General features: G+C 67.3%; 18 protein-coding genes. 13 read left to right on the forward strand and 5 right to left on the reverse strand.

Annotated elements, in window-relative coordinates:
• Positions 1–185 precede the first annotated feature (185 nt).
• From ACFQB0_RS11430 to ACFQB0_RS11445, 4 genes are read left to right on the forward strand one after another with little or no spacing between them, the layout of a single operon-like run.
• Entirely contained in the window at positions 186–938 is a 753-nt protein-coding gene (locus ACFQB0_RS11430; RefSeq protein ID WP_386731617.1) for a PIG-L deacetylase family protein, read from the forward strand.
• A 2-nt stretch (positions 939–940) separates the two neighbouring features.
• Complete coding sequence (locus ACFQB0_RS11435) at positions 941–1,645, forward strand: 4-carboxy-4-hydroxy-2-oxoadipate aldolase/oxaloacetate decarboxylase (RefSeq protein ID WP_386731620.1); 705 nt, start codon at positions 941–943, stop codon at positions 1,643–1,645.
• Positions 1,632–2,729, forward strand: a complete 1,098-nt coding sequence (locus tag ACFQB0_RS11440) for a 4-oxalomesaconate tautomerase (RefSeq protein ID WP_386731623.1) — start codon at positions 1,632–1,634, stop codon at positions 2,727–2,729. Before ACFQB0_RS11435 ends, ACFQB0_RS11440 begins: the two co-directional genes overlap by 14 nt.
• A 51-nt stretch (positions 2,730–2,780) precedes the next feature.
• Positions 2,781–3,731 carry a VOC family protein gene (locus ACFQB0_RS11445; protein WP_386731625.1) on the forward strand — a complete coding sequence of 317 codons (951 nt, stop codon included), beginning with the start codon at positions 2,781–2,783 and terminating at the stop codon, positions 3,729–3,731.
• Positions 3,732–3,912: 181 nt separating this feature from the next.
• Here ACFQB0_RS11445 and ACFQB0_RS11450 read toward each other — a convergent pair whose 3' ends face one another.
• A complete protein-coding gene (locus ACFQB0_RS11450; RefSeq protein WP_386731628.1) occupies positions 3,913–5,028 on the reverse strand; it encodes a 5-methyltetrahydropteroyltriglutamate--homocysteine S-methyltransferase in 1,116 nt (371 codons plus the stop codon).
• A 447-nt stretch (positions 5,029–5,475) separates the two neighbouring features.
• Between ACFQB0_RS11450 and ACFQB0_RS11455 the strand changes: the two genes are divergently transcribed.
• The 5 genes from ACFQB0_RS11455 to recQ all read left to right on the forward strand — a co-directional run bounded on the left by ACFQB0_RS11455 (position 5,476) and on the right by recQ (position 14,415).
• Positions 5,476–9,495, forward strand: coding sequence for an ExeM/NucH family extracellular endonuclease (locus ACFQB0_RS11455; RefSeq protein ID WP_386731630.1), 4,020 nt, complete (start codon positions 5,476–5,478; stop codon positions 9,493–9,495).
• Between the two features lie 163 nt (positions 9,496–9,658).
• Positions 9,659–10,324 (forward strand): hypothetical protein, encoded by a 666-nt coding sequence (locus ACFQB0_RS11460; protein ID WP_386731633.1) that lies wholly within the window; start codon positions 9,659–9,661, stop codon positions 10,322–10,324.
• 103 nt (positions 10,325–10,427) lie between these two features.
• Positions 10,428–11,162 carry a YcnI family copper-binding membrane protein gene (locus ACFQB0_RS11465; protein ID WP_386731636.1) on the forward strand — a complete coding sequence of 245 codons (735 nt, stop codon included), beginning with the start codon at positions 10,428–10,430 and terminating at the stop codon, positions 11,160–11,162.
• Positions 11,163–11,170: 8 nt separating this feature from the next.
• On the forward strand, positions 11,171–11,923 hold the full coding sequence (locus tag ACFQB0_RS11470; RefSeq protein WP_386731639.1) for a copper resistance CopC family protein: 753 nt from the start codon (positions 11,171–11,173) through the stop codon (positions 11,921–11,923).
• A gap of 455 nt (positions 11,924–12,378) precedes the next feature.
• Entirely contained in the window at positions 12,379–14,415 is a 2,037-nt protein-coding gene (gene recQ, locus ACFQB0_RS11475) for a DNA helicase RecQ (protein ID WP_386732799.1), read from the forward strand.
• Between the two features lie 240 nt (positions 14,416–14,655).
• Here recQ and ACFQB0_RS11480 read toward each other — a convergent pair whose 3' ends face one another.
• Positions 14,656–15,927, reverse strand: a complete 1,272-nt coding sequence (locus ACFQB0_RS11480) for a TetR/AcrR family transcriptional regulator (protein ID WP_386731641.1) — start codon at positions 15,925–15,927, stop codon at positions 14,656–14,658.
• Positions 15,928–16,078: 151 nt separating this feature from the next.
• Here ACFQB0_RS11480 and ACFQB0_RS11485 point away from each other — a divergent pair, with 151 nt between their 5' ends.
• Positions 16,079–17,374 (forward strand): MFS transporter, encoded by a 1,296-nt coding sequence (locus ACFQB0_RS11485; protein WP_386731644.1) that lies wholly within the window; start codon positions 16,079–16,081, stop codon positions 17,372–17,374.
• Positions 17,375–17,376: 2 nt separating this feature from the next.
• Entirely contained in the window at positions 17,377–19,188 is a 1,812-nt protein-coding gene (locus ACFQB0_RS11490) for a glycoside hydrolase family 3 protein (protein ID WP_386731646.1), read from the forward strand.
• Between the two features lie 144 nt (positions 19,189–19,332).
• On the opposite strand, the gene ACFQB0_RS11495 is transcribed toward ACFQB0_RS11490, so the two are convergent.
• Positions 19,333–19,524: a hypothetical protein gene (locus ACFQB0_RS11495; RefSeq protein ID WP_386731649.1), complete on the reverse strand. Its 192-nt coding sequence runs from the start codon at positions 19,522–19,524 to the stop codon at positions 19,333–19,335.
• 202 nt (positions 19,525–19,726) lie between these two features.
• On the opposite strand from ACFQB0_RS11495, the gene ACFQB0_RS11500 reads away from it, so the two are divergent.
• A complete protein-coding gene (locus ACFQB0_RS11500; RefSeq protein ID WP_386731650.1) occupies positions 19,727–21,874 on the forward strand; it encodes an acyl-CoA dehydrogenase family protein in 2,148 nt (715 codons plus the stop codon).
• Positions 21,875–22,056: 182 nt separating this feature from the next.
• Here the strand turns inward: ACFQB0_RS11500 and ACFQB0_RS11505 are convergent, their stop codons facing one another.
• Both ACFQB0_RS11505 and ACFQB0_RS11510 read right to left on the reverse strand, forming a co-directional pair.
• Complete coding sequence (locus ACFQB0_RS11505; protein WP_386731653.1) at positions 22,057–22,626, reverse strand: HhH-GPD-type base excision DNA repair protein; 570 nt, start codon at positions 22,624–22,626, stop codon at positions 22,057–22,059.
• Between the two features lie 155 nt (positions 22,627–22,781).
• Positions 22,782–23,798, reverse strand: coding sequence for a malate dehydrogenase (locus ACFQB0_RS11510; protein ID WP_386731656.1), 1,017 nt, complete (start codon positions 23,796–23,798; stop codon positions 22,782–22,784).
• Between the two features lie 33 nt (positions 23,799–23,831).
• Between ACFQB0_RS11510 and pip the strand changes: the two genes are divergently transcribed.
• Positions 23,832–24,788 carry a prolyl aminopeptidase gene (pip, locus tag ACFQB0_RS11515; RefSeq protein ID WP_386731657.1) on the forward strand — a complete coding sequence of 319 codons (957 nt, stop codon included), beginning with the start codon at positions 23,832–23,834 and terminating at the stop codon, positions 24,786–24,788.
• Positions 24,789–24,794: the final 6 nt, after the last annotated feature.

The raw sequence follows: 24,794 nt of genomic DNA on the forward strand, positions 1-24,794 counted from the left end.
TCATTCGTTCCGAAGAGCGCGCGATCCATCGCTGGGAAGGATCCGCACGTTTCGTCGCCAAGATTGTATCCATAATCTTGACCAGAGCACCAGGGTTGTGGTTCGCTGAGGGATATCGGGATGCACCGCGCCCTCGATGACGAGCCGTACGCTCCCCGATTCACGGGACCGAGACAGGAGGACCCATGACCGAGACCGTGCCGACGCTTCTGGTCGTCAGCGCCCATGCCGGCGACTTCGTGTGGCGCGCGGGTGGTGCCATCGCCGCCGCCACGATGCGCGGGGAGCGCGCCGTCGTGGTGTGCCTTTCGTACGGTGAGCGGGGAGAGTCGGCGAGCCAGTGGCTGCAGGGCAAGCCGCTGGCCGAGATCAAGGCCATCCGACGGCAGGAGGCGGAGGCCGCGGCCACGGCGCTGGGTGCCGAGGTCGAGTTCCTCGACCTCGGCGACTACCCTCTGCTCGAGACCCCCGAAGCAGTCGAGAAGCTGGTGGGGGTCTTCCGTCGTGTGCAGCCGACGGTGGTTCTGACGCATCCGCTCGCCGACCCGTACAACGGCGACCATCCCGCCGCGGCGCGCATGGCGCTGCAGGCCCGCATCCTCGCACAGGCGATCGGGGTCGCCGTCGATGGCCGGTTCCCGACCACGGACGAGATCATCGGCGCCCCGCCCGTGTTCTTCTTCGAACCGCACCAGCCAGAGCAGAGCGACTTCAAGCCGAACGTGCTGCTCGATGTCACCACGGCGTTTCCGTTGAAGCAGAAGGCGATGGAGTGTCTGCCCGCTCAGAAGCACATGTGGGAGTACTACACGCAGCTCGCCATCCGCCGAGGCGTTCAGGTCAAGCGCAACGCCGGCCCGAACCTCGGGCTGCCCGTCGACACGAGGGGCGAGGCCTATATGCGCTACTACCCGCAGGTCACGGACGTGCTGGAGTGAGCATGGGACACGTCATCGTCACCGACATCGAGCGCGCGGATGCCGCGACCATCGATGCGCTCGCAGCCCACGGCGTCGCGACGGTGCACGAGGCGTTGGGCCGCACAGGACTCGCGGGAGTCTCGCTGCGGCCGATTCAAGACGGCACGCGCATCGGCGGCTCCGCTGTGACCGTGCTGAACTGGCCCGGCGACAACCTGATGATCCACGCGGCTGTCGAGCAGTGCCGGGCCGGAGACGTGCTCGTCGTCACGACCGTCTCACCGTCGCTCGACGGTTCGTTCGGCGAGCTGTTCGCCACCGCGCTGCAGCACCGCGGCGTGCGCGGCCTCGTCACGACGGGCGGAGTGCGGGACGTCGCCGACCTCAGGTCGATGGGCTTTCCCGTCTGGTCGGGTGCGGTCAACGCGCAGGGCACGGTCAAGGCGACGCCCGGCTCGGTGAACGTGCCGATCGTGGTCGGCGGAACCATCGTGCGGCCCGGTGACGTCATCGTGGCCGACGACGATGGTGTGCTGTGCGTGCCACGTGAGGAGGCCCCATCGGCGCTCGCCGCCTCCGATGCGCGCCTCGAGAAGGAGGCTGCGTCGCGCGTCGCCTATCGGAACGGCGAGCTGAGCCTCGTCCGCAACGGCTTGCGCGAAGTGCTCGCGGACCTGGGCGTCAGCTACATCACGCAGGCGGAATACGACAATGGCAGGCACTGACGGCATCCGCTGCCTGCTGATGCGGGGAGGCACGTCGAAAGGGGCGTACTTCCTCGCCTCCGAGCTGCCAGCCGACCCGGCCGAGCGAGACGAGCTGCTGCTACGCATCATGGGCACTCCAGACCCGCGGCAGATCGACGGGCTCGGAGGCGCGCATCCGCTCACGAGCAAGGTCGCCGTGGTGTCGCCTTCGACGGGTGGCGTGTCCTGCGCGGGCGGGGGCATCGATGTCGACTACCTGTTCCTGCAGCTCGGCGTCGACCAGGCGTTCGTCACCGACAAGCAGAACTGCGGCAACATCCTCGCCGGGATCGGACCGTTCGCGGTCGAGCGCGGCCTCGTCGCGGCGCTCGACGACCGCACCAGCGTCCGCATCCGCATGGTCAACACCGACTCGGTCGCCACGGCCACATTCGCGACGCCAGGCGGTTTCGTCGACTACGACGGTGGTCTCGCGATCGATGGAGTCCCGGGCACGGCAGGCGCTGTCTCCCTCGACTTCGAGGGCACGGCCGGCTCGTCGACCGGCGCGCTGTTCCCGACGGGCCGCCTCGTCGACGATGTCCTGGGCGTCCGGATCACCTGTGTCGACAACGGCATGCCGAGCGTGCTTCTTCGCGCTGGCGACCTCGGGATGACCGGCGATGAGTCGCCGGCGACCCTCGAGGCCGATACGACGCTGAAGACCGAGCTCGAGCGCATCCGCTTCGCGGCCGCCGCGCTCATGGGCATGGGGGACGTCTCTGACGCGACCGTGCCGAAGATGGTGCTGCTGTCGGAGCCCCGCGAGGGCGGAGCGATCTCGACGCGCAGCTTCATCCCGCACCGGGTGCACACCTCGATCGGGGTGCTGGGGGCGCTCACGGTGGCGGCCGGAGTCATCCCGGAGGGAGCGATCGGACACGACCTCGCCGACCTCCCCGCCTCTGGCGCGCCGTTCGTCATCGAGCACCCGACGGGCCACTTCGATGTGGATGTCGGGGTCCGGGCGTCCGGTGGCTCGTTCATCGTCACCCGCTCGGCGGCCCTGCGCACCGCCCGCAAGATCTTCGACGGCCTGGTCTTTCCGAGACCGCGCATCTAGCCGCACGACTTCATCCGCACCTCAGATCCGCACCTCAGAGAGGACCCCACCATGGCCGACCAGAACGCCTTCGACATCGCCCACATCGGCAGCGTCGAGCTGCTCACCGCAACCTTCGACAAGAGCCTGTGGTTCTTCCGCGAGCTGCTCGCCATGCGTGTTGTCGCCGAAGAGGGCGACTCGGTGTTCCTGCGATGCTGGGACGAGTACCAGCTCTACACGATCAAGCTCACCGCGTCGGACAACGCGGGCGTCGGCCGCACGACGTTCCGCACGACGAGCCAGGAGGCTCTCGAGCGGCGGGTCGCGGCCGTGGAGCGGACGGGGCTCGGCGAGGGATGGGTCGACGGCGAGGTCGGCACCGGGCCGAGCTATATGTTCCGCGACCCCGACGGTCACTCGATGGCCCTCTACTACGAGACCGAACGCTATGTCGCCACAGACGACAAGCCCGCACTGAAGAATCAGCCGTCCGCTTTTCCCGGGCGCGGTGTGAACGCGCGTCGCCTCGACCACATCAACTACCTCGCAAAGGACGTGGTGGCCAACGGCAGATTCATCGCCGAGGCGCTGGCGGGCCGCGAGAGCGAGCGTATCAAGCTCGATGACGGTGGCTATGCCGCGTGGTGGTTCCACTTCCAGAACAAGTCGTACGATGTCGTCTACTCCGACGACTGGACCCGGCACGGCAATCGTCTGCATCACATCGCGTTTGCCCCCGACACCCGGGAGGACATCCTCAAGGCGGCCGACATCTTCCTGGAGAACGGCATCCACATCGAGTCAGGGCCGCACAAGCATGCGATCAACCAGACCTTCTTCCTCTATGTGTGGGAGCCGGGCGGCAATCGCATCGAGTTCGCCAATGCCGGCGCGCGCCTGCTCCTCGATCCCGACTCGCCGGTCGTGGAGTGGACGCAGGAGGAGCGCAAGAAGGGTCAGGCCTGGGGCATGAAGACGATCGAGACCTTCCACACGCACGGCACGCCGATCGTGGAGTAGTCGCTGGGGAGAGGCCAGGAAGGCCGAGCTACCGTTCCTGAGCCGCGCGACGGTCCGATCGGGTGTACTGGATCCGTCGATCCGTCGATCCGTCGATCCGTCGATCCGTCGGCCGCATCGACCAGCCGTCGCGACTCTCCGATTCCTAAGGATGGCGACCGCCGCCGTTCCAGTGTCGCGGTCAGCGCCAGATCTCGGCCGCGATGTCGACGACCTCGCGCACCTTCGCCCATTGCTCGTCCTCAGTGAGCTCGTTGCCCTCCTCGGTCGAGGCGAAGCCGCATTGCGGGCTGAGAGCGAGCTGGCCGAGAGGAGCGAAGGCGGAGGCCTCATCGATGCGCTTCTTCACGTCGTTCACATTCTCGAGCTCGCCGCTCTTCGACGTGATCAGCCCCAGCACGACGGTCTTGTCGCCCTCTGGCAGGAATCGCAGCGGCTCGAAGCCTCCTGCGCGCTCGCTGTCGTACTCGAGGAAGTATCCGTCGTAGTCGGTCACGCCCAGCAATTGCTCGGCCACCGGCTCATAGCCACCGGACGAGATCCAGGTGGAGCGGAAATTGCCGCGGCAGACGTGGGTCGTCACGACGAGGTCATCGGGTCTACCGTCGAGCACGCGGTTCAGCAAAGATGCGTAGCGCTCGGCGATGCCGTCGGTGTCGATCCCGCGATCGCGGGCCTTTGCGAGCTCGGCCTCGGAACACAGGTAGGCCCACGCAGTGTCGTCGAACTGCAGGTAGCGGGCACCGGCATCGTAGAACGCCTGAACAGCATCGCGGTAGGCGTTCACCAGATCGTCGACGATCGCCTCGCGACCGTCGTAGGAGTCGGGTGCGATGTGGCCGGGTTCGAGACGGAAGTCGAGCACGGTCGGTGCGGGGATGCTGAACTTCGGAGCCACGCCGGTCGTGCGCTCGAGCAGGTCCTTCAGTGAGCGGAAGTGGTCGAGGAACGGGTGTTCTGGAGAGAAGCCGATCGGTCCGCTGATGTGCACCCCACGGGGCTTGGTCTGCACGCCGTGGAACTGGATGCCGTGATCGAGTTCGACGATGTCGACGCCGTCGAGGAAGCCGAAGAAGTCGAAGTGCCACCACGACCGCCTGAACTCGCCGTCGGTGGCCAGCCGCAGCCCGGTATCCGCCTCCTTGGCGACGAGATCGGCGATCTTCGCATCCACGATGGCATCGAGCTCTGCAGAGTCGATCTCCCCGGCTGCATGCCGGCTGCGGGCATGCGCCAGCTCGGCGGGACGGAGAAAGCTGCCGACGATGTCGGCGCGAAACGGTGGGCTCGTGGTCACGCTGACATGGTATCGCCGCGCACGGCAGAACCCCTCCCGTTCAGTCACGATGCGTCACACGGCCACACCCCCATCTCCCTCGAGTTCCTCCCCTCGAGTTCCTCCCCTCGAGTTCCTCCCCTCGAGTTCCTCCCCCTCCCTCGAGACTGCGTGAATCGTTGGAAAGAGGGCTCTTTCCAACGATTCACGCAGTCTCGAGGGAAAGAGGAAGGGAGGAGGGAGGAGGGAGGGAGAGGAGGAGGGGGAGGGGGGCGTGTCAAGAAGCGCATCCGCGCAGCGAACCATGACGTGCAACTTAAGAGCAGATGACGTTTGCGTTCAGCCTCTTGGCAGTCCAAGCGCCGACCCCTAGGCTGCGGGTGTCCCCTGAATCGGGGCCGAAAGTCGTTCTACTTCGCGCACCGTGGAGGGCTCGACGAGGACGTGTCCACCAACGAAGGAGACCTCTTGCACCGGCATCACAGTCCCACGGATTCACGAAACCGTTCCGGAAAGAGACGTCTCGCGGCCGTCGCGATCGCGACGGCCTCCGTGCTCGGCCTCTCGGCGCTCGGCGCGGCCCCGGCCTCCGCAGCGGAGGTCACCAAGACCATCGCCGACGTGCAGGGAACCGGTGCGACAAGCCCCCTCGTCGGCAGCGTCGTCACCGTGGAGGGCATCGTCACCGCCGACCACCGCGTCGGTGGGTACAAGGGCCTCTACATTCAGACGCAGGGCAGCGGCGGCGACGTGGATGCCACTCTTGGCGCATCCGACGGACTCTTCGTTTTCCTCGGCACCGCCAGCCCAGCCGTCGCCATCGGCGACCTCGTGCGTGTCACCGGTCCGGTGAGCGAGTACTTCGGCCTCACCCAGCTCACCGCTTCCGCCGCCGGAGCCGTCGAGCTCGTCACGGCCCAGATCGGCGTGCCCGCTGCGACCCCCCTCGCCGACAGTGTTCGCGGCGCGGACCGCGAGCAGTTCGAGGGCATGCTCGTGCAGCCGACGGGAAGTTACCGGGTGGCCTCGAGCCATCAGCTCTACAACTTCGGCACTCTCTGGCTCTCCGCAGGCGAGGAGCTTCCGGTCAAGTCCACCGAGCAGGTTCGACCTGGGCCCGACGCCAATGCGATCGCCGCCGCCAACCGGGCGGGCCGTATCTTCCTCGACGATGGATACGGCATCCAGGTCGGCAATAACGCGCACCCCGGCGAACAGCCGTACTTCAGCGCCGGCACCGTCGTGCGCAATGGTGACACGGTCGTGTTCCCCGAGCGGCCGCTCGTGCTCTCCTGGGGCTTCGACGACTGGCGCCTGCAGCCGACCATCCCGATCAACGACGCGAGCGACGCGAGCTACAAGCCGACCTTCCAGCCGACGAACCCACGGCCGGCCGCCTCACCCGAGGTCGGTGGCGACCTGCAGTTCGGCGCGTTCAACGTCTACAACTACTTCACGACCTTGAAGAGCGAGAACTCGGCGGCCCGCGGCGCGGCGAACCAGGCCGAGTTCGACGTTCAGAAGTCGAAGATCGTCGCGGCCATCAACGGCCTCGACGCCGACGTCGTCGCACTCATGGAGATCGAGAACTCGGTCAAGCTCGGCAAGCCGATCGACACCGCGCTGGCCGACCTCGTCGCAGGCCTCAACACAGCCCTCGGTGCCGAGGTGTGGGCGTACGTCCCCACACCCGCCGCGCTCAACGACGCGGCGATCACCGACTACATCACGACGGCGATTATCTACAAGAAGGATGTCGTCACTCCTGTTGGCGGGAGCCAGACCACGATCGACGAGACGGTGTGGGACATCGCACGCGAACCCATCGCCCAGACCTTCAGCTTCCAGGGCAAGACGGTGACGGTCGTCGCAAACCACCTCAAGTCGAAGAGCAAGCCGAGCGGATCGACGGCTCCCGAGCCGGCCGACGGCCAAGGTTTCTTCAACACGGAGCGCGTCGAGCAAGCCCAGGCCACACTCGCCTTCGTCCAGCAACTGCAGGCGACGAGCGGCAGCTCTGACGTGCTGCTGCTCGGCGACTTCAACGCCTACGCGAAAGAGGATCCGATCGACGTGTTCGCCCAGGCCGGCTTCGTCGACCTGCTGCCGAGCATGGCGAGCGGACAGTACAGCTACACCTTCGACGGTGAGCTCGGCTCGCTCGACCACGCCATCGTCTCTCCGTCTCTCGCGGCGACGGTCACAGGGGTCGGTGACTGGGACATCAACGCCGCCGAATGGTCCGACCGGGGCTACGCCTTCGGTGCGGCCGAGGCGGGCACCCCCTTCCGGTCGAGTGACCATGACCCGCTCAAGGTCGGCATCACCACGGAGGTGCGGCCCGTCAACATCGACGTGGTCACGGTCAACGACTTTCACGGCAGGATCGAGCAGACCGGTGCTTCCGGCGGTGCGGCGGTGCTCTCCGGAGCGGTCAAGCAGATCCGTGCGACCAATCCGAACACGGTGTTCGCAGCGGCCGGCGACCTCATCGGCGCGTCGACGTTCACCTCGTTCATCCAGCAGGACAATCCCACGATCGACGCGCTCAACGCGGCTGGTCTTGACGTGAGCTCTGTGGGCAATCACGAGTTCGACCAGGGTTTCGCCGATCTGACCGACCGGGTCGTGCCGCGAGCCCTGTGGGAGTATCTCGGAGCCAACGTCTACGACAAGGCGACCGGAAAGCCCGCGCTGCCCGAGTACTACACGAAGACGTTCGACGGCGTGACCGTTGGCTTCATCGGCGCGGTCACGAACGATTTGCCTTCACTCGTGAGCCCGTCGGGTATCGAGAACCTCGAGATCCGCGACGTCACGATCGAGACGAACCGGGTGGCCGACGATTTGCGCGACGGCGACCCGGCCAACGGTGAGGCCGACGTCATCATCCTGCTCGTGCACGAGGGGGCCGCCACGACCGACATCGCCTCGGCGACGGATGACTCGCCGTTCGGCCGCATCGTCAACGGCGTCGACTCCGACGTCAACGCCATCGTCTCCGGTCATACCCACCTCGCCTACAACCACGTGATCGGCGGGCGTCCCGTCATCTCGAGCGGCCAATACGGTGAGAAGTTCGGCCTCATGGACATCTCGGTGAACCCGCAGACCAAGGAGCTGATCTCGATCAGCAACGAGACCCTGCCGCTCATGAACATGTCGACGACCCCGCCGACACCGCTCTACCCTGTCGATCAGGATGTCGCTCCGATCGTCGCCGACGCGGTGACGGTAGCGAGCCAGCTCGGAGCGGCCAAGGTCGGCGAGATCACGGGCGACTTCAACCGTGCGAAGCAGACGAACGGTTCCGAGAACCGCGGCGGGGAATCCACTCTCGGCAACTTCGTCGCCGACGTCCAACTGCGGGCGACCGCTCCCGCCGGTGCGCAGATCGCGTTCATGAACCCGGGCGGCCTGCGCGCCGACCTGAAGTTCGCGTCGACGGGGCCTGCGGACCCCGACGGCAATGTGACCTACAAAGAGGCGGCGAGCGTCCAGCCCTTCGCCAACACGCTCGTCACGATGGACCTCACCGGGGACCAGGTTCGGCAGGTGCTCGAGCAGCAGTGGCAGCCGGCGACGGCGAGCCGTCCATTCCTCAAGCTCGGCGTGTCGAAGGGACTCAGCTACAGCTATGACCCGACGGCGGCGCCCGGTGTGCGCATCGGTGCGATCACGCTCGATGGAAGTCCCCTCGACCCGGCCGGCAGCTACCGCGTCGTCGTGAACTCGTTCCTCGCCTCGGGCGGAGACAATTTTCCGACCCTCAAGAGCGGCACCAATCGCGCCGATTCGGGCAAGGTCGACCTGCAGTCGATGGTCGACTACTTCGCCGCCAACACCACCGCATCGCCCGACCTCGCACAGCGCGCGGTCGGCGTGAGGCTCTCCGCGCCCGACGCCGACGGCTACAGCGCCGGTGACGTCGTGACCGTCGACCTGTCCTCGCTCGCCTTCACTGCCGGCGAGACGCCGGCTGCGACGGTCGACGTCTCGCTCGGCGGCTCTGTGCTGGCCTCGGCCGCCGTCGACCAGACGATCGTCGACACGACCGACGAGGCAGGCCGGGCATCCGTGCAGATCACTATTCCCGAGGGGATCGGCGGTGTGCAGCAGCTCCGCGTCGCCGTCGCCTCGACCGGAACGGCGATCGCCGTTCCGATCACGATCGTGAAGCACGAGGAGCCGGTCAAGGTCGATAGTGTCACGATCGGCTGGCCGAACAAGTTCATCGCCAGCCGCAAGGCGACGATCAAGTACACGGTCGTCGTCGCCGCGGCGGGAACCAAGCCGACCGGGACCGTCGAGATCCTCGATGGCACCTCGGTGATCGCGACGGCGAAGCTGACGGAGGCAGCCAAGGGCAAGCTGAGCGTCAAGCTGCCGAAGCTGGGCGCAGGCTTGCACCTGCTGAGCGCACGGTACAGCGGGTCGGAGACCGTCAACGGGTCGACGAGCTTGGCGGTGCCGCTCTTCCTCCGGTAGGCGACGGGCCTCTCGAAGCCGGAACCCCCCGGAGCTCAGGCTCGGGGGGTTCCGGTCTTCTCGCGCTTCCGGCCGAGCTGATCGCGAGACGGTGCACCGAGGACTCGGTCGCCGGAGAGGTCTTCGCAACCACCCCTGCCGCGGGCCGGGTATCGTTGAACGCATGACGAGCACGAGGTGGGCGCGGTTCACGCGCGGCTGGCTCGTGGCCGGCACCGCCACCTTCGTCGCAGCGCTCTCGCACACCCTCGGCGGCGGCTCGGTACCAGGTGTGCTCCCCGTTGTGATCTCGCTCGCATTTGCCGGCATGGTCTGCATCGGCCTCTCCGGCCGCACGCTCTCGCTCTGGCGCCTGACCGTCTCGGTCGTCGCGAGCCAAGCCGTGTTCCACACGCTCTTCAGCCTCGGAGCGCAGGTGTCCGGCGCCGTGGGCGATGCTGGTTTCGCCGCCTCGGCCGCGCATCATCTGACGCAGCCGGAGATCGCCCGGCAATTAGCGTCCACCGTGCCATCGGCACCGTCTGGGCTGTCCGATACCGGTGCCGGTATGGCGGGCATGAACCACGGCGACACCATGGTCGTCGCCCACATCGTCGCGGCGATCGTGACCATCGCCCTGCTGCGTCGCGGCGAAGGGGCCTTGCTGCGATTGCTGGAGCTCGCGCATCTCGGCGCCCTGGCACTGTTCTCCCCAGCTGTCGCCGTCACGGTTCCGGATGTTGCCCCCGCGCCTGTTCCCTCGCTCTTCATCTTCCGTCCCCGCGAACTCGGGGTCGTGCTCTCGTCGATGCGTCACCGCGGGCCGCCCGCGACGGCTGCGACCGTTTAGGCCCACCGCCAGCGGTCTTCAGACCTTTTTTCACTTCTGGCACCGAATCATTCAGTGACGCCTTCCGTGGTGTCCCGGTGCCCACAATCGACCAAGGATACTTATGACCACGCGTACCCCCCTCCGCCGCACCACCCTCGCCGCCTCCGCCATCGGAGCCGGCCTGTTGCTCGCCGTCGCCGCGCCGCTCTCTGCGAGCGCGCATGTCGGCGTCACGTCCGAAAACACCGCAGCCGGCTCTCACACAGTGCTCACCTTCGCCGTTCCGCACGGTTGTGACGGCTCGTCGACGACGAAGATCGCGATCGACATCCCCGAGAGCATCGTCTCGGTCACCCCGACGGTCAACCCCGGCTGGGAGGTCGAGAAGGTCTCGGTGCCGCTCCCGAAGCCGGTCACCGACAGCATGGGCAACTCCGTCACGGACAGGATCGGACGGATCGTCTACACGGCGAAGACCCCGCTGCCCGACGGGCTACGCGACACCTTCGCCCTCGCGATGACGCTGCCGCAGGATGCCGCAGGCAAGACGCTCGCCTTCCCGGTCCTGCAGAGCTGTGAGCAGGGAGTGACCAGTTGGGATCAGCTCGCAGCCGAGGGCGAGCCGGAACCGGCTCACCCCGCGCCGAGCATCGCCGTGACCGCGGCGGTTGCCGGCAACGGGCATGGTGGTGCTCACGGTGGTGCTCACGGCGCTGCAGCGAGCGCTGCCGGAGGCGGTGCCGGCGCATCGGCCGGTGACGATGTGCTCGCGCGCGTCCTCGGCGTCGGCGGCCTCGTCGTCGGGGCCGTCGGCCTCGTGCTCGCCGTCGCGGCCCGCGGCCGGGCTGCGAAATAGGGGGGATCATGCGACGCGCAACCCACCCGTTCCTCGTCGGTGCCGTCATCGGTGCTGTCGTCAGCGCGGCCGTCGCCGGTCTCGCGCTGGGTGCCGCGCCGGTGTCCGCCCACAACTACCCCGTCGAGACGGTGCCTGCGGACGGGGAGATCGTCACCGAGCAGCCCGGCGTGTTTAGCCTCACCACGAACGACGTGTTGCTCGAGGGTGGAGCGAGTGCGATGGAGATCAGCGGTCCGTCCTCCGCACCGAAGTTCTACGGAGACGGCTGTGCGACCGTGCTCGGTCCGAAGCTCGAGGCGGAGGCGCAACTAGGGGAGCCGGGCGAGTACACGGTCACGTGGCAGGTGGTGTCGGCAGACGGTCACCCGATCTCGGGCAGCTACAGCTTCGACTGGCAGCCGACCGCGGGGATTGTCCTCGCCGAGGGCCGAGCCACTGCGCCGGCGTGCGGCGGTGGCACGGCCTCGGTGACAACGCCGGCGCCGGGCGGCGATGGATCTGGTTCCGGTGCCGTCGGTCTTGAGACGTCGGAAGCGGTTCTGGGCGATATCGCCTGGGTCGCCAGCGCTCTCGGGGCCGTGCTGCTCGCGGTGCTTGCGACGTTGCTCATCCTGCGGCGCAGGTCCGCGCCCGGTTCCGGCGCAGCGGATTCCGTCGATGCTGGAGCCGACGAAAGCTCCGGCGGCCCGGGTTCCGGCGGCTCGGGTTCTGACGACGTGAGCGGCAAACCGGACCCCGGTCCCGACCGCGCCCCGTAGAGTCCCGGCCGGCATTCGCATTGCGGAAGTGGCCGGCGGCACGTGTCGTCCGTCGTCTCGGCGTCGGCGTGTCGTCGGCACTTCCGCTCAGCGGGTGCGGCCAACCGGATGAGGTGAGCGTGCCCGCTCGGACCTGTCTCGCCGGACCGACTCGGTGCGGCACCTGTCCAGACGACACGCACTTGAAGGGAGCACTGCGCGAGCCTGCCGTGTGATGGAGCCTGTCGTGTGATGTCGTGTGATGTCGTGTGATGTCGTGTGATGTCGCGTAATGTGCGTGATGTGGCCTGTCGCGTGACGAGCTGCTGGAACAGGATGCTGTCACGGGCGCCGGATACACTCTCCTGGTGACGTGGAACGTGGAACCCTCCTGGGACGATGAGGCGTTCCCTCCGCCGCCACCCGACGACTGGCTCCCATCGCACGACGACTGGCTCCCATCGGACTCCGTTCCGATGGCCGGATCTGGGAACCCACCGACCAGACCCGGGAACCCGTTGATTGAGCCTGTCGAAATCGGCGGAACGGCACAGGGCTTGGCGATCTCAACAGGCTCGATCGCCGAGAGCGCAGGCTCGATCGTCGAAAGTCCGGGCTCGATCGCCGAAGGAGTCGCCCAGGGCCGGCGTGGGGCTGCAGCGGCCCCGGCGAAGTTCGCCACGGCCGAGCAAGCACTGCACACCGTCTTCGGCTATGACTCGTTCCGGGGCGAGCAGGCCGAGATCATCGCGCAGCTCGCGGCAGGCGGAGACGCTGTGGTGCTCATGCCGACCGGCGGCGGCAAGAGCCTCTGCTATCAGATTCCCTCCCTGCTGAGGGAGGGGACCGGCGTCGTCGTCTCGCCGCTCATCGCACTCATGCAAGACCAGGTCGACGCGCTCACCGCGGTCGGGGTGCGGGCGGCCTATCTCAACTCCACCCAAGATGCCGCTGACCGGGCATCCGTCGAACGCGCCTATCTCGCCGGAGAGCTGGACCTGCTCTACGTCGCGCCCGAGCGTCTCGGCACCGAACAGGCGAAGCAACTTCTCGCACGCGGCCGGATCGCCTTGTTCGCGATCGACGAGGCCCACTGTGTGTCGCAGTGGGGGCACGACTTCCGTCCGGACTACCTCGCGCTCGGAGAGCTGGCCGAGCGTTGGCCCGAGGTGCCCCGCGTCGCCCTCACGGCGACGGCGACAGAGGCGACACACAGGGAGATCACTTCGCGCTTGCAGCTCGAGCGCGCGGCGCATTTCGTGTCGAGCTTCGACCGGCCCAACATCCAGTACCGCATCGTCTCCAAGAACGAGGTGCGCAGTCAGCTGCTCGATTTCATCCGCACCGAGCATGCCGGCGACGCGGGCATCGTCTATGCGCTCTCGCGCGCGACCACCGAGAAGACGGCGGCGTTCCTGCAGACCAACGGTCTCAACGCTCTGCCATACCACGCGGGCCTCGACGCGGCCACGCGTGCTCGCACGCAGTCGCGCTTCCTGCGCGAGGAGGGCGTGATCGTCGTCGCCACGATCGCGTTCGGCATGGGCATCGACAAGCCCGACGTGCGCTTCGTCGCCCATATCGACCTTCCCAAGTCGGTCGAGGGCTACTACCAGGAGACCGGTCGAGCCGGCCGCGACGGGGAGCCGTCGACGGCATGGCTCGCCTATGGCCTGCAAGACGTGGTGCAGCAACGACGTATGATCGAGGCCTCCGCCGGCTCGGCGCAGGCGAGTGACTCGGAGAACATCGCCCACCGTCGGCGCCTGGCGCAGCATCTCGACGCCATGCTCGCGCTGTGCGAGACCGTGCAGTGCCGACGGGTGAACCTGCTCAGCTACTTCGGCCAGGCGAGCACCCCGTGCGGCAATTGCGACACCTGTCTCACCCCGCCAGCCGCCTGGGATGGCACGGTTCCCGCTCAGAAACTGCTCTCGACGGTGGTGCGTCTGCTGCGTGAGCGCGGCCAGCGCTTCGGTGCCGGTCAGATCGTCGATATCCTGCGCGGCAAGGAGACGCCGCGCACTCGACAGCACGGTCACGAGAAGCTCGCGACCTGGGGTATCGGCGCAGACTTGAGCGACCAGCTATGGCGTGGGGTCGTGCGGCAGCTGCTCGCCCAAGGACTGCTTGCGACGACCGGCGAGTATGGCACCCTCGCGCTGACGGACGCCTCGACCGAGGTTCTCTCAGGCAGCCGAACGGTGTCGCTGCGCACCGAGCCGGAGCGGCCGGTCGGCCGCTCGGCGCGCTCTGCCAAGACCTCGGCGGCGCTCGCGGACCTCAGCGAACCGCAGCGGGAGCTCTTCGAGACGCTTCGTGCATGGCGGGCCGAACAGGCGCGAGAGCAGGGCGTGCCCGCCTACATCGTCTTCGGGGACGCGACCTTGCGAGCGGTCGCTGCAGCCGCGCCGACGACTGTCGGTGAACTCGACGGCATCACGGGTATCGGTGCGAAGAAGCTCGAGGCCTACGGCGAGCAGCTCATCGCCGTGGTCATGGCGCGCACGTAGGCACCGCATTCCCGCAGCGTGCGGTCTCGGCGCGCGGCCTTCCGCAAACTGTCTCCCTGCTGCTTGTGGCCCCCATCTCCCCCGCAAGGGAGGCCCTCGGGGGCTAAGGAGGCTGATCCCAGCCCCACCGGCCTCCCTTCCGAGCGAGATCCTCCCGTCCGGTGAGAGATGGGGTCCAATCGGTGCGGGGCGTGGGTCCAATCGGCGCGGGCGCCCCAACGAGGCTGCCTGCCGGGATATCTATCCGAGCGCGGCCACCTCAGGCACGAGCAAATGTGCGATGTGGTCGTCAAGCAGTGCCGCGATATCGATCGCGTCGCGATCGTAGAGCCACTGGTACTGCAGGCCGTCCCACAGTGCGATCAGCCAGGTGGCTTCGAACGCCGGGTCGAGGTCGGGGTCGATCGCGCCCTCGGCGGCGGCCCGGGCGAACACGTTCGTGAAGTAGCCGATGCTCGCGTCGAACCTCCACGTGAAGTAGTCGTGCGCCGGATGCGAGACCGCGGCGCCCTCGCAGGACAGCACGGCGTACAGCTCGACAAGCCCGGGCTCTTCGCGGGTGTTCCGGCGTGCGCTCTTCGCGATGCCCATGAGTTCGTCGCGGGCCGTCGCGGCGGGTGCGGCCACGCGATCGACCATTGCCGCGTCACGGTTCAGCAGCACGGCCGTCAGCAACTCGTCCTTGGTGGAGAAGTGGTGCAGCAGGGTGGACTTGCCGATGCCGACCTTCTCGGCGATCTCGCGAAGGCTGGTCGTGTGGAACCCGCCGCTCGCGAACAACGCGGTGGCATCCGCGACGATGCGCGTACGGCGCTTCCTGCCCGACTCGTATCCGAACACCCGGGGGAGGATGCTTGTGAGAGGCGTGAGTGGGGGCGCATCCGCCAGCCGGGCCTCGGAGGATCCGGCGATGCCGGAGAGCCGCTCCATGTGCCGTTCGAGCATGCCGGAGACGTCGATGCGATCGGGAAGGTAGAGCGAGATCACCTGCAGTCCGTCCCAGGCGGCGAGGATCCGTGTGGCCTCCGCGGCCGGATCGGCCACGCCGGGGAGTCCTCCTTCGTCCGTCATAGCCCGGAGGAAGGCTTTCTCAGTCAGGTCGCGAATCCGGCGATAGCGCTGCTGGAACCGCGTGTGCGACGGATGCTCAGCGCTCGTCGCCTCACCGGCGAGCGTCGCGAAGAGCTCGACGTAGCCGGGGGTGTCGGCGTTGTGGCGGGCGAGGACGGCGAAGCCCGCCAACCCCCGGTCGTGTTCAGCGTTCCACCGCTCGTTGAACTCCTCGAAACGGTCGACGACGGCGTCGAGGATGGCATCGGCCGAGGGGAAATGCCTGAGAACACCGGGATGCGAGATGCCGGCGCGCGCGGCGATGTCGCGCAGTGAAACGGCGCGGAAGCCCTCGGCCACGAAGAGCTCCTGTGCGGCGTCGAGGATGGTCTCGCGCGTGGCCATGCCACGCGCCGTTCGGCCGTCGACGGATGCTGCGACGGCGGTCCGGAAGTCGATCACTCTGCCTCCCTTGCAATCCTCACCCACTCGAGACTACGTCGATACACGGGTGCGACGATGTCACCCCGGAAAATAAATGTTACCAATCGGTCTGGGTTCGTGTATTCTCTCGGTGAACCAAAGACGGTTCACCTTCCGTGAAAGGACCCCCATGACAGAGTCGTCGACAACCGAAGGCGAGTCCCTCGGCACCCTGACCGAGACCTCATCCGTGCGCATCCGCGAACCACGCAGCTACCTTCCGGGGCTCGCAATCGCGAACTTCGGCATCTACATCGCGCTCCTCACCCCCGTGCTGGTCTCGATGGCCTTCAAGGTTCAGCACATCACCGCATCGCCAGAGGAGGCGACCGGCTCTCTCGGCCTTGTGCTGGGTGTCGGTGCGCTCTTCGCCCTCGTCGCCAACCCGCTCATCGGGCGGCTCTCCGACCGCACCACGTCGCGGTTCGGAATGCGTCGGCCGTGGATCATCGGCGGCTCGTTCGTCGGATTCCTCGCGTTCGTCGTCATCGGCACTGCGACATCCGTCTGGGTCGTGCTCGTCGCCTGGTGCCTCGTGCAGACCGCGATGAACGGCGTGCTGGCCGCGACCAACGCCACCCTCCCCGATCAGGTTCCGGCCGAGCGCCGGGGCAAGATCTCCGGCATCATCGGCCTCACGACGCCGCTCGGCATCCTCGGCGGCAACTTTCTGGTGAGCTTCCTCTCCGACGACGTCAGCCGCTTCGTCGTGCCAGCGGCCATCGGCGTGGCCCTCGCTGTGCTGTTCGCGCTGATCTTGAAGGACCGTGTCCTCGCCCAGAAGCCCGCCTCGCGGATGACCGCCGCGCAGTTCCTCGGTTCGTTCGTCTTCAACCCCCGCAAGCACCCCGACTTCGGCTGGACCTGGCTCACCAAGTTCCTCGTCATGTTCGGCTACGCCGGGATCGCCACCTTCCTGCCGTTCTACCTCATCGAGAAGTTCCGACTCTCCGAGCAGGACGCGATCACCACGATCCTGCTCGCCAACCTTGCGTCAATGGTCGCCATGATGGTCTCGAGCCCGATCGGCGGAATCCTCTCCGACAAGATCGGCAAGCGTCGCCCGTTCGTCGCGATCGCCGGCGTCGTCATGGTCGTCGGCCTCGTCGCCCTCGCCGTCGCCCCGAGCGTCCCTCTTGTCATCCTCGCCCAGGCGGTCATCGGCTTCGGTGCCGGTTCGTTCTTCTCGGTCGATCTCGCGCTCGCCACCCAGGTGCTGCCGAACCCGGACGACACGGCCAAGGATCTCGGCGTGCTCAACATCGCCAACGCCCTGCCACAGTCGATCGCCCCGGCTATCGCGCCCGCCATCATCGCCTTCGGCGCCACGACCGCCATCGGCGGCTACACCACCTACTACCTGTTCGGTGCGCTCGTCGCTCTCGCCGGCGCCGTTCTCGTCTACCGCATCAAGGGAGTGAAGTAGGCGTGTCCGACATCATCGAGACCGCGGATGCACGCGCGTCCGCCCCCGTCGACCCGAGCTATCGCGACGCGTCGCTGCCCGTCTCGGAGCGCGTCGAGCGCCTTCTCGCACAGATGACGCTCGAGGAGAAGGCCGGTCTGTTCTTCCAGGCGATGATCACGTTCGGCGAGGGGGGTGAGCTCGCCGGACCCGACCCCGCGTTCGGTCTGCCGGGCACCGATGAATACGTCGTGACCAAGGGCATGACCCACTTCAATGTGCTCGGCGCCGCCGAGACGGGTGAGCAGATGGCGGGCTGGCACAACAAGCTGCAGGCGCTCGCGGCATCGACCCGGCTCGGCATCCCGGTGACCGTCTCGACCGACCCGCGGCATTCGTTCAGCGAGAACCCCGGCGCCGCGATGCTGGCCGGCCCGTTCTCGCAGTGGCCGGAGTCGATCGGCCTCGCCGCCATCCGCGATGCGTCGCTCGTCGAGCGCTTCGGCGACATCGCCCGCCAGGAGTACACGGCGGTCGGCATCCGGGTGGCGCTGCATCCGCAGATCGATCTCGCGACCGAGCCGCGCTGGTCGCGTCAGGTCGCGACCTTCGGCGAAGATCCAGAGCTCACCTCGCAGCTCGGCGCCGCCTACATCCGCGGCTTCCAGGGCGGCGAGCTCGGCCCCGAATCGGTCGCGACCATGACCAAGCATTTTCCGGGCGGTGGCCCGCAGAAGGACGGCGAGGACCCCCACTTCGCCTACGGTCGCGAGCAGGTGTACCCCGGCGGTGAGTTCGAACTGCACCTCAAGCCCTTCGAGGCCGCGCTCGAGGCCGGCACCAGCCAGATCATGCCGTACTACGGCATGCCGGTCGGCACCGAGTATGAGGAGGTCGGCTTCGGCTTCAACAAGAGTGTCATCACGGGGCTGCTGCGTGAGCGGTACGGTTTCGACGGCATCGTCTGCACCGACTGGGGGCTTGTCTCCGACGCCGAGCTCATGGGCGAGCCGTTCCCGGCGCGCGCCTGGGGCGTCGAGCACCTCAGCCCGCGCGAGCGCATGATCAAGGTCTTGAACGCCGGTGTCGACCAGTTCGGCGGCGAGTCGAACCCCGAACTGCTCGTCGACATCGTGCGGAGCGGCGAGGTGAGCGAGGAGCGCCTCGACGTCTCGGCACGGAGGCTGCTGCGCGAGAAGTTCGTGCTCGGCCTGTTCGACCGGCCCTTCGTCGACGTCGAGCGGGCATCCGTCGTCGTCGGCTCGGCCGAGTTCGTCGCTGCAGGCGAAGCCGCGCAGCGTGCTTCGATCACGGTGCTGACGAACTCGTCCACCGAGGCCGGCATGCCCGTCCTTCCCCTCGCTCGTGGACTCCGCCTCTATGTCGACGGCATCGCACCAGAGATCGCGGGGGAGTACGGGACGGTCGTCGAGTCCGAGGCGGAGGCGGATGTCGCGATCCTCCGGATACAGGCTCCCTACGAGCAGCGCGCGACGATGTTCGAGAACTTCTTCCATGCGGGGTCGCTCGACTTCGCCGATGAGGTAGTCGAGCACATCCGCTCGGTCGCGGCGGTCGTGCCAACGGTTGTCGACGTGCTTCTCGATCGTCCGGCGATCCTCACGCCGATCGTCGGCGAAGTCGGGGCCGTCGTGGCGAACTATGGCGCCAACGCGCGGGCGCTGCTGGACGTGCTGACCGGTGCCGCTCAGCCGAGGGGGCGGCTCCCGTTCGACCTTCCGTCGAGCATGGTCGCCGTCGAGGCGAATCGTCCCGACGTGCCGTTCGACACGAAGGATCCGCTCTTCCGTTTCGGCCACGGCCTCACTCTCTGAACTCGTCGGCCGGATAGGGCGAGAGACCTTCGCGAACCGGCAGTAGACGCCCAAATCCGTCAAGGATTCGGGCGTCTACTGCTGGTTCACCGGTTCCGTCCACGTTCACGTCCACGCGGAAGTCGGTGCCTGCGACGTCGGCGATCACGACCTTCGCGTCTCGGTGGTGTCGGCGACTCGTTCGGCAGGGGTGAGGTTCACCGAGAATGTGCACGCGGTGAGAAGGAGCGCAGCCCCGGTCACCGCGAACAGGCCAGACGCACGCTCCTTGTCGATATCGATGCCGGGCTCACGCAATAGACGGCTGCGGCGGTCGACAAGGGGGCGCGGCGGCATTCACTCTTGAGTCATGCGCGAATCAACCCCAACCTTTGTCGCAACTCTCGCGACTCCACAACCTGTATTTGTCGTGACTCTACAGTTTCCTCGGGGTGCCGCGCGCTGGCCTTTGTAGGCCGCCGACGCAGTATTTCGCGGCTTCCATACCTCGTCCTACCGTTGAGGCAGACCACCCCACGCACGAAGGACGATACCGACGATGGTTGAGACTGGCGCACGTTCCCGCATCACGAAGGCTGCATTCGCGCCGAAGGGTGCTCCGACCGCGACATCGAAGACAGTCCAGGCCGAAGACATCGACACCGGGCCCGTCAAGCTCGCGGGCGATCCGACGGCGCCCACGGTCGACGTCGAGAAGCTCGGGCGCCAGCTGCTCGGAACATGGGCAGATGTGCGCTTGGCGGCGCGCGAGGTCACGGCCAAGCCGGAGATGCAGCGCATCGAGGGGCTGTCGATGGCGGAGCACCGGGAGCGTGTGCTCGGCCAGCTCAAGCTGCTCGTCGCCAACGGTCAGGTGCACCGTGCTTTTCCGAAGGGCCTGGGCGGCCTCGACGATCACGGCGGGAACATCGCCGCCTTTGAGGAGCTTGTCACCGCCGACCCCAGCCTGCAGATCAAGTCAGGCGTTCAGTGGGGCCTCTTCGGCGCAGCCGTTCTGCACCTCGGCACCGAATACCACCACCAGACCTTCCTGCCGGGCATCATGAGTCTTGCCGTGCCAGGAGCCTTCGCCATGACGGAAACCGGTCACGGTTCGGATGTCGCGTCGATCGGCACGACAGCCACGTATGACCCGGCCAGGAAACAGTTCGTGATCAACACCCCGTTCCGCGGCGCATGGAAGGACTACCTCGGCAATGCGGCCCTGCATGGCACGGCGGCGGTGGTGTTCGCGAAGCTCATCACCAACGGAGTCAACCACGGTGTGCATGCGTTCTACGTTCCGATCCGCAACGCGCGCGGTGGTTTCGTGCGTGGCGTCGGCGGCGAGGACGACGGTCTCAAGGGCGGGCTCAATGGCATCGACAACGGACGGCTGCACTTCACCAACGTGCGGATCCCCCGCGAGAATCTGCTGAACCGCTACGGCGACGTCGATGCGGACGGCACGTACACCAGTCCGATCGCGAGCCCCGGTCGCCGTTTCTTCACCATGCTGGGCACGCTCGTGCAGGGACGTGTCTCGCTCGACGGCGCCGCCACCGCGGCATCCGCTCTGGCACTGAAGATCGCGATCACCTACGGGAGCCAGCGCCGCCAGTTCACCGCCGCGAGCGACATCGACGAGGAGGTCATCCTCGACTACCAGCGTCACCAGCGTCGCCTGTTGCCACGTCTCGCCACCACGTACGCTCAGACCTTCGCACACGACGAGTTCCTCGTGAAGTTCGATGCCGTCTTCGGCGGCAAGGCCGACACCGACGACGACCGCCAGGACCTCGAGACCCTCGCGGCGGCACTCAAGCCGCTCTCGACCTGGCATGCGCTCGATACCCTTCAGGAGGCGCGGGAGGCGTGCGGCGGCGCCGGCTTCCTGGCCGAGAACCGTCTCGTCGGACTGCGCCAGGACCTCGACGTCTACGCGACTTTCGAGGGCGACAACAACGTGCTGCTGCAGCTCGTAGCCAAGCGGCTGCTCACCGATTATTCTCAGAAGTTCGCCACGGCGGATGCCGGCGCACTCGCCCGCTATGTCGTGACCCAGGCAGCCGACCGTGCCTACCACGGCACGGGTCTGCGCACGCTCGCCCAGACGGTCGCAGACTTCGGGTCGACTGCCCGCTCGGTGAGCGAGCTGCGCGATCCGCGCACGCAACGCGAACTGCTGACCGACCGAGTAGAGACGATGATCGCCGGGGTGGCCGCGAAGCTGCGCGACGCCCGCAAGCTGCCAAAACGGACCGCTGCGGATCTCTTCAATTCGCAGCAGAATGAACTCATCGAAGCAGCCCGTGCGCATGCCGAGCTGCTGCAGTGGGAGGCATTCACCCGAGGGCTCGACGAGAGCACCGATGCGGGAACCCACCAGGTGCTCACCTGGCTGCGTGATCTCTTCGGCCTCGGCCTGGTCGAGAAGAACCTCGCCTGGTACCTCGTCAACGGCCGGCTGTCCGCGCAACGTGCCCAGGCGGTGACGGCCTATATCGACCGCCTCATCGCGCGACTCCGTCCACATGCCCTCGACCTCGTAGACGCGTTCGGCTACCGGCAGGAGCACCTGCGCGCACCGATCGCGAGCGGCACCGAACTGGATCGTCAGAACGAGGCGCGCGAGTACTACCGCGCCTTGCGGGCATCCGGCACCGCTCCAGTGGACGAGAAGGCACTCACGGGCGCCAAGAAGTGACGCCGGCTCGGCCCCGGTCTGAGTGCCGTGGTCGTGCCATCGTCGTGGCCGGTGCCGAATGCTCCGGCCTCGGAGCACGGCCGATGCGCGGATGCCTGCGAGGGCGTGATTGCTGCGGATGCGCGGGATGGCTGCGGGCCCTCAATCATGCGCTCGCGCACCACCGGTGAGTCAGGGGTCGGCTAGGCCTTCTTGGCCGCGGCCTTTGCGGCCTTCTTGTGCTCGCGCACCCGGGCGAGGCTCTCGGCGTCGACGATGTCGGCGACTGAGCGGAACGAGCCCTGCTCGCCGTAGGGGGACGAGGCCTCGCGCCATCCCGGCGCCGTGAGGCCTTGCTGCTTGCCGAGCAGGGCCAGGAAGATCTTCGCCTTCTGCTCGCCGAATCCGGGCAGAGCCGTCAGCCGGCGCAGCACCTCGGCGCCGTCGGGTTCGCCGCGAATCCAGAGCGCTGACGCCTCCCCGCCCCAGTCCTCGTTCAGTGCGGAGCACAGTGCCTGCAGCCGTGCGGCCATCGACCCGGGGAAACGGTGCACGGCCGGAGGGATTCTGCACACCTCGACGAAGGCGTCGGGGTCGTACGCGGCGATCGTCTCCGCATCGAAACGGCCGAGCCGGTCACGCAGCTTGGCCGGGCCTGAGAAGGCGGTCTCCATGGTGACCTGTTGGTCGAGCAGCATCCCCAGCAGCAGGGCGAGTGGATTCTCTGAGAGGAGGGCGTCGGCCTCGGCGTCGCCCGTGATGTGCATGGTCATGCCTTCATCATCTCATCGGCCGCTCGCGGCCAGAAGCGGCTGGTGGCAGGTTCGCGCAGAGTCCCTCTATGACGGTCGCGTGCGCGCCACTTTCTGCGTTGAGCGCCATCCGAGGTGGCGTTCAACGCAGAAAACGGCGCGATGGGTGCAAGTCCTCAGATCAGACCGAGGGTCAGAACGGCATCGCGCTCCTCAGTGAGCTCGGTGACGGATGCGTCGATCCGTGCACGCGAGAACTCGTCGATCTCCAAGCCCTGCACGATCTGCCACACACCGTCGACCGAGCGGACGGGAAAGGACGAGATCAGTCCCTCCGGCACCCCGTAGGAGCCGTCGGATGACAGCGCGACCGAGGTCCAGCCGTGCGGCGTGCCGGTGATCCAGTCATGCACGTGGTCGATCGTCGCAGAGGCGGCGGATGCCACGGACGACGAGCCGCGCACCTCGATGATCTCGGCGCCGCGCTTGGCGACGCGGGGGATGAACTGGTCGGTGATCCAGGCGCGCACGGTGGCGGCATCCCCCAGCCGCTCGGCAAGCGCGTCGACGACGGGCCGCCCCGCGACCGTCGCGTGTGCGACATCCGGAAACTGCGTCGCCGAGTGGTTGCCCCAGATCGTGACATCGCGGATCTCACCGGGCGAGACGGCGAGGGCAGCGGCGAGCTGTCCCAGAGCACGGTTGTGATCGAGCCGGGTGAGCGCGGTGAAGCGTTCGACCGGGATGTCGGGTGCGTTGGCGCTCGCGATGAGGGCGTTCGTGTTGGCCGGGTTGCCGACGACCGCGATCCTCACGTCGTCGGCCGCTCCCGCATTGATGGCCGCGCCCTGCGGGGCGAAGATGCCGCCGTTGGCGGCGAGCAGGTCTCCGCGTTCCATTCCGGGGCCACGCGGGCGGGCGCCGACGAGGATGGCGACGTTGACGCCGTCGAACGCGGCGGACGCGGCGTCCGTCACCTCGACACCGGCGAGCAGAGGGAAAGCGCCGTCTTGGAGTTCGAGCGCAGCTCCCTCGGCCGCTTTGAGGCCCTGCGGGATCTCGAGCAGCCGCAGGCGTATCGGCACTCCGGGGCCTAGCAACTGGCCAGAGGCGATGCGGAAGAGCAGGGCATAGCCGATCTGGCCGCCCGCTCCGGTGACGGTGACGGTGACGGGTGAGGGTGTGTTCGCCATGCTTCAGCCTAACCGCGACAATAAGCTCGATGGATGCGCGACTTCTATCCAGACATTGAACCCTACGACAGCGGCCTGCTCGACGTCGGCGACGGCCAGCAACTCTACTGGGAGGTCTCCGGCAACCCGGATGGTAAGCCCGCCGTCTACCTGCACGGTGGACCGGGCGGAGGCAGCAACCCGAACCAACGCAGGGTGTTCGATCCGGAGAAATATCGTATCGTGCTGTTCGACCAGCGCGGTTGCGGCAAGAGCCTCCCGCACGCGAGCGCCCCGGACGCCGACCTCAGCACGAACACCACCTGGCATCTCGTCGCCGATCTGGAACGGCTGCGCGAGCACCTCGGCATCGACCGGTGGCTCGTGTGCGGCGGATCCTGGGGCAGCGCTCTGGCGCTCGCCTACGCGCAGAGACATCCGAGCAGCGTCACCGAGCTGGTGCTGCGCGGCATCTTCACGCTGCGCAAGGAGGAGCTCGACTGGTTTTACGAGGGTGGTGCCGCCGCATTGTTCCCGGACCTCTGGGAGGGCTTCGTCGCTCCCGTCCCCGTCGAGGAGCGCGGTCACCTCGTGCGTGCGTATAGTCGGCTGCTCAACGATCCCGATCCTGCCGTGCATCGTGCCGCGGGAGTGGCTTGGTCGCGTTGGGAGTCGTCGACCATCACGCTGCTGCCGTCGCCGGAGACCGTGGCGAAGTTCACCGAGCCCGACTACGCCGTTGCCTTCGCACGCATCGAGAACCACTACTTCATGAACGGCGGCTGGTGGCAGGAGGGGCAGCTCATCCGCGATGCCGGAACCCTGCGCGGCATCCCCGGTGTCATCGTCCAGGGCCGCTACGACGTGTGCACCCCGGTGATGACCGCATGGGAGCTGCACAAGGCGTGGCCCGAGGCAGAACTCCGGCTTATCCCCGATGCGGGACACTCCTTCGACGAGCCGGGGATCCGATCTGCGCTCATCGAGGCGACCGATCGCTTCGCGCGATAACGTTCT

The sequence above is a fragment of the Luethyella okanaganae genome (assembly GCF_042660285.1).
GTDB classification, from domain to species: domain Bacteria; phylum Actinomycetota; class Actinomycetes; order Actinomycetales; family Microbacteriaceae; genus Luethyella; species Luethyella okanaganae.

Bases quoted from the DNA above. Each gene is read 5' to 3' on its own strand.
- ACFQB0_RS11430 (WP_386731617.1), top strand. From the start codon at position 186: ATGACCGAGACCGTGCCGACGCTTCTGGTCGTCAGCGCCCATGCCGGC.
- ACFQB0_RS11435 (WP_386731620.1), top strand. From the start codon at position 941: ATGGGACACGTCATCGTCACCGACATCGAGCGCGCGGATGCCGCGACC.
- ACFQB0_RS11440 (WP_386731623.1), top strand. From the start codon at position 1,632: ATGGCAGGCACTGACGGCATCCGCTGCCTGCTGATGCGGGGAGGCACG.
- ACFQB0_RS11445 (WP_386731625.1), top strand. From the start codon at position 2,781: ATGGCCGACCAGAACGCCTTCGACATCGCCCACATCGGCAGCGTCGAG.
- ACFQB0_RS11460 (WP_386731633.1), top strand. From the start codon at position 9,659: ATGACGAGCACGAGGTGGGCGCGGTTCACGCGCGGCTGGCTCGTGGCC.
- ACFQB0_RS11465 (WP_386731636.1), top strand. From the start codon at position 10,428: ATGACCACGCGTACCCCCCTCCGCCGCACCACCCTCGCCGCCTCCGCC.
- ACFQB0_RS11470 (WP_386731639.1), top strand. From the start codon at position 11,171: ATGCGACGCGCAACCCACCCGTTCCTCGTCGGTGCCGTCATCGGTGCT.
- recQ (WP_386732799.1), top strand. From the start codon at position 12,379: ATGGCCGGATCTGGGAACCCACCGACCAGACCCGGGAACCCGTTGATT.
- ACFQB0_RS11485 (WP_386731644.1), top strand. From the start codon at position 16,079: ATGACAGAGTCGTCGACAACCGAAGGCGAGTCCCTCGGCACCCTGACC.
- ACFQB0_RS11495 (WP_386731649.1), bottom strand. From the start codon at position 19,524: ATGCCGCCGCGCCCCCTTGTCGACCGCCGCAGCCGTCTATTGCGTGAG.
- ACFQB0_RS11500 (WP_386731650.1), top strand. From the start codon at position 19,727: ATGGTTGAGACTGGCGCACGTTCCCGCATCACGAAGGCTGCATTCGCG.
- ACFQB0_RS11505 (WP_386731653.1), bottom strand. From the start codon at position 22,626: ATGACCATGCACATCACGGGCGACGCCGAGGCCGACGCCCTCCTCTCA.
- ACFQB0_RS11510 (WP_386731656.1), bottom strand. From the start codon at position 23,798: ATGGCGAACACACCCTCACCCGTCACCGTCACCGTCACCGGAGCGGGC.
- pip (WP_386731657.1), top strand. From the start codon at position 23,832: ATGCGCGACTTCTATCCAGACATTGAACCCTACGACAGCGGCCTGCTC.